Origin of the sequence: Citrobacter sp. KTE30 (assembly GCF_000398825.1) — a bacterium.
Classification (GTDB): Bacteria; Pseudomonadota; Gammaproteobacteria; order Enterobacterales; family Enterobacteriaceae; genus Citrobacter; species Citrobacter freundii.
On record NZ_KB976055.1, the window covers coordinates 100,937 to 112,921 of the forward strand.

10 protein-coding genes are annotated in these 11,985 nt (G+C 53.2%); 1 reads left to right on the top strand and 9 read right to left on the bottom strand.

All coding sequences use genetic code 11. From position 1 onward, the window contains the following. Positions 1 to 196 precede the first annotated feature (196 nt). The 5 genes from WC1_RS22120 to WC1_RS22100 all read right to left on the bottom strand — a co-directional run bounded on the left by WC1_RS22120 (position 197) and on the right by WC1_RS22100 (position 7,221). Positions 197 to 1,657 carry an MdtP family multidrug efflux transporter outer membrane subunit gene (locus WC1_RS22120; RefSeq protein WP_032947886.1) on the bottom strand — a complete coding sequence of 487 codons (1,461 nt, stop codon included), beginning with the start codon at positions 1,655 to 1,657 and terminating at the stop codon, positions 197 to 199. Beyond that, positions 1,654 to 3,693: a multidrug efflux transporter permease subunit MdtO gene (gene mdtO / locus WC1_RS22115; protein ID WP_016149412.1), complete on the bottom strand. Its 2,040-nt coding sequence runs from the start codon at positions 3,691 to 3,693 to the stop codon at positions 1,654 to 1,656. Before mdtO ends, WC1_RS22120 begins: the two co-directional genes overlap by 4 nt. After that, on the bottom strand, positions 3,690 to 4,724 hold the full coding sequence (gene mdtN / locus WC1_RS22110; RefSeq protein ID WP_016149413.1) for a multidrug transporter subunit MdtN: 1,035 nt from the start codon (positions 4,722 to 4,724) through the stop codon (positions 3,690 to 3,692). Before mdtN ends, mdtO begins: the two co-directional genes overlap by 4 nt. A 19-nt stretch (positions 4,725 to 4,743) precedes the next feature. Then, positions 4,744 to 5,019, bottom strand: a complete 276-nt coding sequence (locus WC1_RS22105; protein WP_003844749.1) for a YtcA family lipoprotein — start codon at positions 5,017 to 5,019, stop codon at positions 4,744 to 4,746. A 216-nt stretch (positions 5,020 to 5,235) separates the two neighbouring features. Then, complete coding sequence (locus WC1_RS22100) at positions 5,236 to 7,221, bottom strand: alkyl/aryl-sulfatase (RefSeq protein WP_016149414.1); 1,986 nt, start codon at positions 7,219 to 7,221, stop codon at positions 5,236 to 5,238. 292 nt (positions 7,222 to 7,513) lie between these two features. Between WC1_RS22100 and WC1_RS22095 the strand changes: the two genes are divergently transcribed. Then, entirely contained in the window at positions 7,514 to 8,245 is a 732-nt protein-coding gene (locus tag WC1_RS22095; RefSeq protein ID WP_016149415.1) for a response regulator, read from the top strand. An 87-nt stretch (positions 8,246 to 8,332) separates the two neighbouring features. Here the strand turns inward: WC1_RS22095 and WC1_RS22090 are convergent, their stop codons facing one another. The 4 genes from WC1_RS22090 to WC1_RS22075 all read right to left on the bottom strand — a co-directional run bounded on the left by WC1_RS22090 (position 8,333) and on the right by WC1_RS22075 (position 11,954). Continuing rightward, positions 8,333 to 9,337, bottom strand: coding sequence for a carbohydrate kinase family protein (locus WC1_RS22090; protein ID WP_155849113.1), 1,005 nt, complete (start codon positions 9,335 to 9,337; stop codon positions 8,333 to 8,335). After that, complete coding sequence (locus tag WC1_RS22085; RefSeq protein WP_016149417.1) at positions 9,334 to 10,194, bottom strand: ketose 1,6-bisphosphate aldolase; 861 nt, start codon at positions 10,192 to 10,194, stop codon at positions 9,334 to 9,336. Before WC1_RS22085 ends, WC1_RS22090 begins: the two co-directional genes overlap by 4 nt. Before the next feature lie 14 nt (positions 10,195 to 10,208). Next, positions 10,209 to 10,892 (bottom strand): D-lyxose/D-mannose isomerase, encoded by a 684-nt coding sequence (locus WC1_RS22080; RefSeq protein WP_003031789.1) that lies wholly within the window; start codon positions 10,890 to 10,892, stop codon positions 10,209 to 10,211. A gap of 120 nt (positions 10,893 to 11,012) precedes the next feature. Further along, entirely contained in the window at positions 11,013 to 11,954 is a 942-nt protein-coding gene (locus tag WC1_RS22075) for an ABC transporter substrate-binding protein (RefSeq protein WP_003031801.1), read from the bottom strand. Positions 11,955 to 11,985: the final 31 nt, after the last annotated feature.

Sequence of the window (11,985 nt, forward strand, 5' to 3'; positions counted from 1 at the left end):
CTCCAGTTAATCAAATCGCGCATACGCGCTGTCGCTTTAGTTATGCATCTTTTATGCCATGTTTTTATCAGGGGCATTCATCGATATTACGGGCGAATTTTGCGCAAAACCCTGACGAAAAACAGGCTGTCGTCATATTTGACGTGACGAAAGAAAATGCCGCGTGACGGATATCACGCGGCGAGGTCGGAGAACGCTACTTCTTGTTAGCAGGGGCTTGATAACCTCCGCCAAGCGCTTTGATGAGTTGAATATTCTGCATGAGTCGTTGGGTATCTATGACCAGGAGCGACATATCTTCTGCGATCACGGGTAATTTGGCCTCTGTTGCCAGCAGGCGACTGCTCAGGCCTCGCTGGTAAGCCGCGTCTGCTGCTGCTTGCGTGTAATGCGTGGCATCTACGCGTTCCATCTGCATTACCCGTTGTTCATTGAGCGTTTGCAGACGTGTTCCGTTAATCGCGACATCGCGCACTGCATTGAGCACCGACTGGTTGTAGCGCTCTATCATCATATTGCTGGTTGCGCGGGCGCCTTCCAGATTGGCATTCAGACGACCTCCGTCAAACAGCGGTAAACGCAGGCCGGGGATGAAGTTGATCTGCCTGCTGGTGCTTTTGAACAGTTGATCGATATGGATAGCGTCTAAACCGAAGAAGACTTTGATATCAAAGCTCGGATAAAACAGGGCGCGAGCGGCCTCGACCTGGTTCAGCGAAGCCTGCACATACCAGCGCATAGCCTGCAAGTCCGGACGCCTGGCAAGCAGGTCGTAGGAGAGCGTTGCGGGTATTCCTGTATCGACAGTTGGCAGTGCGACCGGTTTGATTTCAGGCAGATCTTTTGCGCCGGCACCGATCAGCGCCCGGAGTGATTCCCGAGTTTCTTTGATTTGTCCTTCAACCGCGACGATTTGCTTGTCCACTGCCAGCAATTGCGCACGTGCGCCATGGTACGGTACTTTTGCTTCCAGCCCGTGAGCGACCTTACTCTGGTGGGCCTTCACGGCATAATCAATAACATCGTGGGTCTGCTGCAACAAATCAAGCATCTGGTAGCTGGCTTGCATACTGTAATACAGCTGCGCGACGCCGGTCGTCAGGGAGAGTTCCACTGCTGCGGTTTCGGCAATCACGGCATTTTGTGCGCCAATAGCTGCCGCGACAGCGGAACGATGCTCGCCCCACAGGTCGAGATCCAGTCCGGCGACCAGACCAATCGTCGCTTCAGTGTAGTAGGGGCCGTCCATCCCTAATCGTGGCGCATCCAGCGCGTAGGGGCCGAGGAAGCCGTTGGCAGACGCTTGCTGGCGGTTAATCATGCCCAGCGCTGCCATCTGGAGCTGAGAACGCCCTTCCAGCAGTTCAGTCTGCGACTGCGCTTTCTCTTCACGCAGCTTCACTTCGGCGAGGTTATGGGAGCCAGACAGCGTTGCTTCAATAAGCGAGTTTAGCTGTGGGTCGTTAAACTGCCGCCACCACTGTGCTTGTGGCCATCCTGAGCTTGCCAGATGAATGTCTTTAGCCAGTGAGATCTGCTCAGGCTGTAATTGCGGATGTGGTGCAGAATCTTTGCGGATCAGTGCACAGCCGGAAAGGACCGTTGCGCCGCTGAGTATGCCGCAGAGGAGTAATCGAGGGAGATATCGGTTCATTATTGGGAGGTTCCTTGCTCCTGCTCGCTTGCTGGTATTAGCGTCGGGTGAGTCCAGTCGGGTAAACAGGTTATCTGCTGTATGATGCAGCGCTCCTGTTTGGATAACGTTGGTAAAATGTCTTGAGATGGGGACAGGTTTTCAATCGACGGCGGAAGGCTGGATGCTGTCGCCAGGTCGGCTGCGTATTTTTCCAGCGCATCGGCCAGGTGTGTTGCGCTCTCCAGCAATACCGCGTTATCCAGCGTCGGGGCGTCATTTCGGGTGGCATCCCAGGTATAGAGAATGTCACGGCCCAGGTGAATAACGCGCTGACTACGTTGAATAAGCGCTATGCGTTCATCGCCGGGGAGTTGGCGTTCCAGCGCGACCCTCTCGCACATTTCATCACAGGCGTTAAACGTCGCATGGAGACCAATACGCATCTGAAGATAAGTGCGCATGAGAACAGCATCCTGCTGACGTGGGATCCGCAGTAATTTGCTGAGCAGTCCCAGCGAGCTTGCCAGTTTTTGTGGCAGCGCTTTGGCTTCGCTTTCCGGCCAGACAAAGGTGTAGATCACCGCGGAAACAAGAGTGCCGATCAAAATGCCGAAGGCGCGATCGCGGATTTCCACCAGGTCGTAGGTTGGGCCAAAGACGTTTTCAAGTGTTGCCAGCGCGAAGGTGACGACCATTTGGGTTCCGATATAAGAGGAACGTTCTGAGCCGGTGGCAATCCAGGCACCCATCAGAAAAAGTGGCGCCAGCACCAGGAGAAGTTCGACGATATTGTCCAGCCAGGGCATGACAAAAATCGTCATCAGCAGGGCCAGAATTGCGCCGAAAAATGCGCCGCCGAAGCGCAGTGCCATCTTCTGGTATGACGAGCCGATACTGGGGTTCGCGACAATAATGCAGGTCAGCATACAGGTGTGAATGCCTTCCCAGTCGGTACCGGAGTAAAAGACATAGCAAATCAGACATGCCAGCAGTGTTTTTAACGCGTAGCGAATATAGCCTGGGTTGGTGAACGCGTCAGATACCATTGAGGGCGGTTTAGCGACAGGAGCTGGCGGCGTATTAGGGTTCATGTGACCAAGCTGTAGCAGGGTTTGGCACAGGGGCTCCAGGCCGCATTCGCGGGCCGTTGTGGCTTCTGCCTGACTGAGTTCCCATTCACTTTGCCAGGGCATACCTCGAGCAACCGCATCTTGCAGTGCGGTTATTTCACGGCACAGTTTCTGCTGGAGATCGCGGGTTGCCGGGTTATGTGCCGTGAAATTGTAGCGATTGAGCGTAGTGTACAGATAGGTGGTTGTGGCAACGCAAGCCTGCCACCAGGCACTTTTTTCTCGCCAGTCTGCGTCATCTGCCAGACAAAAGATGTTCAGCTTTTGCAGCGCCAGCACTTCTCGTTCGATGTATTTTTCCGCAAGCGGTGTTGTCGGTGCCGTCAGGCGATTGAGGGCATCACCCAGCCTGGCACGCAGGGCTTCGCGCATTTGGTTGACAGCGCGGCTGGGAAACCACAAAACGGCGATCAGCGTCATCAGTAGCGTGGGGTACAGACCAACGACGATGCACCATAACGTCAGGCGAACGACGACCTCGGGGTAGTCGAGCATGCCGGGGAAAGATTGCCCGTATATTGCAACAATCGACACGGCAAAGAAAACCAGCCCCAGACGATGGGTTCGCATCAGGAACATGCAGGCCAGAACGATCAGGCTGGCAATGATCAGACGGACCAGAGGGTAGCTATAAGACCATTTGTAGATCAGAAATAAACTACCTATCTCTAATGCTGTGGCGACGACGAAGAGAATCGCCACGAATTTGGTATAGAAAGCATTGGACTGGATACCATAAAAGAGTACGGCAAGCGAAAGCGCCAGGAAGGGGATCTCATAGGTCATCGAGATCAGTACCACCAGCAGGCAACCCGCCCAGAGCTGCATGATTTGTGGGAGTCTTCCGGGACGTTGTTCGCTTAATTCTTCGTGAAAAAACGCCAATAGCCTGACCAGTGGCAGAGGCAAACAGTTAAGTGCTTTCATTTCTGTGGCTCAAGGGTAGCAACCGCCGATGCGCCGATGCGAAACATCTCTTCATCCGGTTTATCTACCACGATTTTTACCGGGAAGCGTTGGGCAACGCGAACCCAGTTGATAGAGCGGGAAACACGCGGCAAACCGCCCAGCACCATACCGCCATCATCAGGTAATACACCGTAGCCGATTGAATCCACTTTACCGACAAACACTTTGCCGCTGTCGCTCATCAGGCGAACATTGGCTGGTGTGCCTGCATGGATGTTTTTCAGCTCTGTTTCGCGAAAATTGGCGATTACGTACCAGTGACGGGTGTCAATCAGGGTAAAAATGGGTCGCATGGCGGAAGCAAACTGCCCGACGGAGGTTTTTAATGCCACCACGCGGCCATTGAAGGGTGCGCGTACTGTTGCCATTTCAAGATGCAGTTTGGTCAGGGCGATATCGGCTTCTACGGCGATGCGCTGAGCTACCAGGGCATCAACGCCACTCACCGCGCTGGCAGCCTGCTGCGCCTGTAATAACACCGCATTAAGATCTGCCGCTGAGGCGCGTTGTGCCGTTCTGGCGCGATCAACATCTTCCGCGGAGACAAAACCTTCCGTCAGTAGTGGTTCGGTACGGCGCAGAGTATCGCTGGCTTGCTTAGCGGCTGCTCGCGCTTTTTCTACCGTAGCCCGTACGGAGTCAGCACCATATTGTTGTGCATCTACGCTGCGCTGGGTCAGCATGATCTGTTTATCCAGAGCGGCGAGCGACGCTTGTGCTTTTGCCAGATTCGCTTCATAGATACGGGGATCGATACGAAACAGCACATCACCTTGCTTGACCTGCTGGTTATCGGAAACAGCCAGTTCGACAATGCGACCACTGACTTCTGGCACGACATCGATGGTGTCGGCTGAGGCGTAGGCGTCATTGGTCGCGGGTGAGCTATCCAGTTTCCAGATGACGAAGGCCAAAATAACCAGCGCAAGTACCAACAGCATCAGCGCGGGAAGTTTGTTACGCGGAGCTTTTTTCGACGAGCTTTCCATAGGGGCGTCTCAAAATAAGTTAGAAAAATACCAGCCAGAACAGCATGGAGTAGAGGGCAAAAAGGGCGGTATAAATAATCCCGATAAAGGCCAATCCGCTATATTTATGCAGAATGAATTTTCGGGTTATGAGTGTCAGGATGACACCGCCAATAAGGCAGAACAGCCAGTCGGGATAGTAAGCACCGATGACCGGAATGGCGGGAGAGAAGTTGCATCCTGTTAATAATGGCAGCGAGAGAAACCAGCCTATTATTCTCAGCGGTATCACAATGCTGGAGTTAACCGTTTGCATAACAAAATACATCCTGTTTATCGCGAACAATATCATGAGTGAATATAAAAATATAAAGCGTCAGCAGTATGGCAATTTTTTAACGAGATAAAATATCTTTGCATGCCCACCGAGTTCATAATTCATTTATTTATTCTATTGTTTTTGCGATTGCACATTGTTGTGTGAATAAATATGCTTCCAGAGATTGAAAATATCTCTGGAAGCGGCTTGTTATTAATTGGGTGTAACGACATTAACCCACAAATCAAATTGATCCAGCATCGCTATCACTTCATCCAACTTCGCGGCTTTGCCAATCACTTTGACTTTCTTCGCGTGTACCAGATCGCTCATTTTCACCTGGCCTGTCAGCACGTCGTGCAGATCTGTACGGCTGATATAGAATGAGGTGTCGGCATCTGGTTGCAGGGTCTGACGATGATTGAGCACGCTGTTGTTGAGCGTCAGATTCAGGTTCTCGCCTTTGTCCAGGTTGAAGTTCAGGCTGATGTGTTTACCTGATGCTTTCTCACTGTCCAGACGAACGGCCATGTAATCGAGCAGCATTTCTACGCTCATGCCGTTGATGGTGTCCGGGGAATTGGTGGTGCCGTGTGTAAATTTACGCACGCCTTCACGCAGTTCTTTCGCGCCGGTGAGGTAGAAACCGCGCCAGGTGGCGGACTCGGCCTGATAGCCCAGCTGTTCAAACGCATTCGCTTGCAGATTCTTAGCCGCCTGGTTGTCTGGTTCAGCGGAAATCACGTGCTTGAGCAGTTCTGACGTCCAGCGATAATCACCCTTGTCATAGGCTTCCTGAGCCAGCTCAATGGTCTGTTTTGCACCACCCAACGCTTTGACGTAGCGTTTACCCATATCTGTCTGTCCGTAAGGATCCAGATTTGCCGGGTTGCCGTCGAAGTAGCCGAGGTAGAAGTTGTAGACCGCACGCGCGTCATGGCTGACCGAACCGTAGTAGCCACGACTGGCCCAGTTATTGGCGAGCGTTGGTGGTAGTTGAATCATGTTGCCAATCTCATTCATCGTATAGCCTTGGTTAGCCATATTCAGAGTTTGATCGTGGATATACTTGATGGTGTCGCGATATTTACCGATATAGTCGTTAATATGCTGATTACCCCAGACGGGCCAGGTATGCGGCATAAACAACACTTCTGCCTGGCTGCCCCACATATCAAGTGTTTCGTTCAGATACTCGGTCCATTTGCTGGTATCGCGTGTTTTTGCACCGCGTAGCGTATAGAAGTTATGCAGCGTGTGCGTCGTATTTTCTGCCGTACAGAGCGCTTTGAGCGCCGGAATATATAAGTGCATTTCGGAAGGCGCCTCGCTGCCTGGCGCCATCAGGAAATCGAACTCCAGGCCGTCGATGACTTTTTTCTCACCGGTTTTGATGATTGATTGGGTTGGGGCAATGATGGTCGGTAGACCTGTTGTCAGCGTGACGCCCAGACCGTTGCCGATATTTCCTTGTGGGTTACGAGGCAGAAGCAGGCCGTAGGAGAACAGAGCACGGCGACTCATAATATTGCCCAGCAATACGTTTTCGCTGATGGCTTCTTCCATAAAGCCTGCCGGGGCGAGAATCTGCACTTTGCCAGATATCACGTCATTTTCAGAGACAATGCCTTTCACACCGCCATAGTGATCGGTATGGCTATGGGTATAAATAACGGCAACAATCGGTTTTTGCGGACGATGTTGATAGTAGAGGTCCAGGCTGGCTTTTGCTGCCCCAGCGGTAACTAATGGGTCGATAACGATAATACCTGTATCACCTTCGATAAAAGTGATATTGGAAATATCCTGGCCGCGTACCTGATACATCCGTTCAGTGACTTTAAACAAGCCCGAAATACCGTTGATCTGCGACTGTCGCCATAAGCTGGGGTTTACTGTTTCTGGTGCAGGGGCATTGATATCAAACTTATAATCTTCTGCGCGATAAAAGGGTTTTCCGTCGGCATTTTTAAGAATACCTTGGTTAGGCAGTGGTGCGATAAAACCACGCTGCGCATCGTCAAAATCCTGGCGATCGGCAAAAGGTAATGATGTTAAATAATGTTGATTCTGTTGCTTTGTATATTTTGACGCTGGTTGGGATAACTCACTGGCAAGTACAGGATTAACTAATATTCCGGTAGTCGCGACCAATGCAATAAAAATCCTGCTCAGGCGGAACGGCTGAGATTTATTCATATGAATCTCCATTTATCATATGTACTGTGAATTTATTAAAATAGTAAATATCGCTGCTTTAATTTTGTCATTATCATAAGTTCGAATGTTTTATTTTAAAGAAAGGAAGTGTGATCTGCGTAGTTATTCTTATTAGGTATTTGTGCCCAAAGTGCTGAGCAGAGGAAAACCTATTATGTTTACTGAATAGTGTGACAAGGATTATATTTTTATCAGATAGATCATGTGTGCTCTTTCACTTCGCCTGATATTACTCACAATAAGATGATAACGAAGTGGACGGAGTCGAATGATGAAACCCGTTGTTCTGGTTGTGGATGATGACGTGGCAGTCTGCTCGCTTTTACAGGATGTGCTGAACGAACACGTCTTTGCGGTGACCGCTTGTCACACCGGGCAGGAGGCGTTGCGCAGCATTGAGACTCAGCCGGAGATCGCGCTGGTATTGCTGGATATGATGTTGCCCGACATCAACGGTCTGATGGTGCTGCAGCAGGTGCAAAAGATGAGGCCCGGATTACCGGTGGTAATGCTGACCGGGCTTGGTAGCGAGTCGGATGTGGTGGTCGGGCTGGAAATGGGCGCTGACGACTATATCGGTAAACCGTTCAATGCGCGGGTGCTGGTGGCTCGGGTAAAGGCGGTGCTCAGACGCGTTGGCGTGTTAACGGCAGAAAGCGGCGGCCCACAGACCACGGGGCTTTCTTTCAATGGCTGGCATCTCGATACCGCCGGTTGCCAGCTTCGTAATCCTCAGCAATTGAAGGTGGACCTGACGCAGGGGGAATACAGCCTGCTGTTGGCGCTGGCCCAAAATGCCCGCCGGGTGCTGAGTCGGGAACAACTGCTGGAGCTGACGCGCAGCGACAGCGTTGAGGTGTTTGACCGCACTATTGACGTGTTAATCATGCGCTTGCGGCGAAAAATAGAGATTAACCCGCATCAACCGATGTTGATCAAAACCCTGCGCGGGTTGGGTTATGTGTTTGCCGCCGACGTGCAGCATCACGATAAGGCGGCGTGATCGTGTGCACTTGCCGGATGCGGCGTAAACGCCTGATCCGGCCTACAAAAGCGATAACGACCCCGTAGGCCTGATAAGCGTAGCGCATCAGGCATCAGCCATAGTCGCTTTTAACTCTGCCAGCGTCTTCGCGCCGTCTATCGCATTGGCGCACAGCAAGCTTGCCCGCGCACAGGCGTGTGCCAACCTGACGCTGTCCGTCAGCGACCAGCGCTCATGACAGCCATACAAGAATCCGGCGCAAAACGCATCACCCGCCCCGACGCTGCCAACGATCTCTTCCTGCGCCAGGTACTGCGACGGGATCCAGACGCCCGGCAGATCCGGCGCTTCACCCCAGGCACCTTCCGGACAGTGAATAACCACCCGCTGGCGTACCCCTGCATCCAATAATTCGCGCGCGGCGGTAGCGATATGCGGGATATGCAGCTCGCCGTTGGGCTGGCGGATCTCCAGCCCGCTAAATTCTCCGGCTTCCAGCTCGTTAATTACCAGATAGTCGAGATGGCGCAAGGCTGGCATCACCAGTGGTTGGTAGCGCGGGTCGCCCTTGCGTGAGACCAGATCCAACGACGTTTCAAAGCCGTTGTCGCGCATTTGTGCCAGCAGCCTTGCGCTACGCGTCCCGTACTCCTCATCCGGCATGTCCAGACTGTCGAGCAGCAGCAGATATCCCAGATGGAAGATTTTCATCGAGGTATCCAGTTGCTCAAAAGCGGGCAAATCCAGCAGTCTGTTGGCGCCCGGCGAGTGGAAAAAGGTGCGCTGACCGCTGGGATCGGTCATCACCTGCGACATTGACGTGGGCGCGAATGTCGTGCGCTGCACGTGTTGGCGATTAACGTGATACTGCTCCAGCATCGCCATGATGTAGTCGCCATCGCTATCCTGACCGATTAACCCCACCGCCTGCAACGGCAGCCCAGTGTGCATTTTTGCCAGCGTCAGCAGCACATTAAGCGGCGCACCACCCGTGGCGCGTTCGCTACGGGTGATTTCCGCCAACCAGCCGCGTTCCGGCCACTGCACAATTTGATGCACATGATCGACCAGCATGTTGCCTGCGGCGATAACGCCTTTGCGTTCCATCAGACCCGCCCCGCGCTGCCAAAAATGCGCATCTGTTCTGAAACGGTATCGGTAATGGCTTCCTCAATGCCGAGCAGCAGTTCGGCGAATTCGTCATATAAGGGCTGACGATTCGCCATCCGCGTCTCCACTGCCGACAGCGCCGCCTGCGACATGCCGGTATAGAAGTTGATTTTGTGAATGCCGAGTTCAATAGCGCGCTTGAAATCGTCGTCGCTGATGCCGGAGCCACCGTGCAGTACCAGCGGGATTGCCGCCTGCTGGCGAATGGTGTCCAGACGCGGGAAGTCGAGCAGCGGTTCGCCTTTATATTTGCCGTGGGCGTTGCCAATGGCGACCGCCAGCGCGTCAATCCCGGTTCTGTCAACGAAATCACGCGCCAGCATTGGGTCGGTAAACAGTGATTCGTCGGCATGACCGTACAGCGCACCGCCTTCATCGCCACCGACTGCGCCCAACTCAGCTTCCACCGACACGCCGACGGCATGGCACATCTTCACCACTTCACGGGTCTGACGGATATTTTCTTCGTACTCCAGCGTGGAGCCATCGAACATCACTGAGCTGAAACCTAAGCGTAACGCTCGCACCACCGACTCAAAGTGCAGGCCGTGGTCAAGATTCAGCACTACCGGAATGTCATGCCGCGCGGCTTCGAATTTGACCGCTTCGACCAGAGAATCTAGCGAGATATATTTAAAATGCACCTCGGCAATGTTGATAATAAACGGCGAACGTTCTTGCTTTGCTGCGGCAAACAACGCGCGCAGGAAATGTGAATCCAGAACGTTAAACGCCCCTAAGGCATAGCGGTGCTCGCGGGCATGGGCAAGGCCATCAGCGAGTGAGATCAACGGCATAATGTGCTCCTTGGTTAGCGGAACAGGCGATATTCGTTACACAGCACCAGCAGCGCCGGTTCGTCTTCTTCAATGTCGTTGTAGCGGGAAATCGGTTGCAGAAAATGGTTGTCGTGGTCGTCGTCATTAACAGAAGAGACCTCGCCAACCAGCACGTCGCCAAAACCTTCTTCCGCCCAGAAGCTGTGATACAGGCCCGGCGGCAGGCAGATGCTTTCACCCGGCGTCAGGCGCAGTTGACTGCCTGCGGCATGGGTTTGCCGACAGCCGTCAATTACCACGCTAACGTCGCTGTCTTCCGTTTGCTCGCGGATCCCTGCATTCCACAGTTCTACAATGAGATTGCCTCCGCCGCGATTGATAATGTCTTCGCGTTTGCGCCAGTGAAAATGCATCGGCGTGACCTGTGCATCGCGAACATGCATGATTTTCTCGGCGTAGCATTTCTCGTAAGGCATGCCTTTCGGCGAACCATTACGCAGGGTGAACAGCGTTAATCCTTGCGCGGCGAAATTGTTGCCGCCAAACGCGGTGACATCCCAACCGAGCTTAAGGTCGAACACTTCGCTCCAGGCAGCGGCATCAAGCTTGCGCCATTGGGTCGGGGGGAAGCTGGCAAAAGGGGGGAGATGCACGTCGTGCTGAGAGAAAAACTGGCGCGTGTGGCCAAGGATCTCGTTTATTGCGGAGCGTTTCATCGGCTGAATCCTCCTTAATATAATGCCGGATGGTGCCGCGCTTATCCGGCCTACAAATTCATAGCGATCTTGTAGACCGGATAAGGCATCTTTGCCGCCAGCCGGCGTTGTTGTGGCGGGCTATTTCACCGTCCAACCCTTATAACTGCCGACGTTGTTTTTATCGATCATCGTCACTGGGATCAGCACGGGTTCTTTCGGGGCGGGTTTCCCCTGTAATATGTCATAACCGATTTCGACCGCTTTGGCAGCCATCACCTGCGGATCTTGTGCTGGCGTCGCCACAAATAGTGAGTTTTCGCGCTTCAGGGCTTCTTCGCCGTCCGGGCTGCCGTCTACGCCGACAATAAAGAATTCGCTACGTTGCGCCTGCTTTGCCGCCAGATCGGCACCGATCGCCGTGGGATCGTTAATGGCGAATACGCCGTCGATCTTCGGATTCGCCGCCAGCAACGCGGTCATGATCTCCAGCCCGCCTTCGCGACTGCCTTTGGCATTTTGGTTATATGACAGCACCTTGATGTCAGGGTGGCGTTTAAACTCGGTCTGGCAGCCTTCCACACGGTTCTGGACGGCAGATACCGGTGGCCCGTTGATAATGACCACGTTGCCTTTGCCTTTCAGACGGTCGGTAATATATTTACAGGCCATTTCTCCCGCCTGGGTGTTATCGGAGGTGATGGTGGCGTCTGCGCCTTCCGCCGCCACGTCAACGGCGACCACCACAATCCCGGCGTCTTTCGCGCGTTTAACCGCCGGGCCGATGCCTTTGGAGTCGGCTGCGTTAAGGATAATCATGTCGACTTTGGCGGCAATAAAGTTGTCGATTTGCGACACCTGTTGCCCCAGATCGTAGCCGCTGGAAACCAGCGTGACTTTAACGCTATCACCTGCCAGTTTGCGTGCTTCCAGCTCCGCGCCTTTGGTGATCTGCACGAAGAACGGGTTGGCCAGATCGCCCACCGTAACGCCGATGGATTTCAGTTCTTTTGCCTGCACAAATGGAGCTGCAGCAAGTAGGGCGCCAGCACAGAGCGCGGTCACTAATGGCTTCAAACGCATACTCGTTTCCTCACGTAGGGTATTGTTGTTA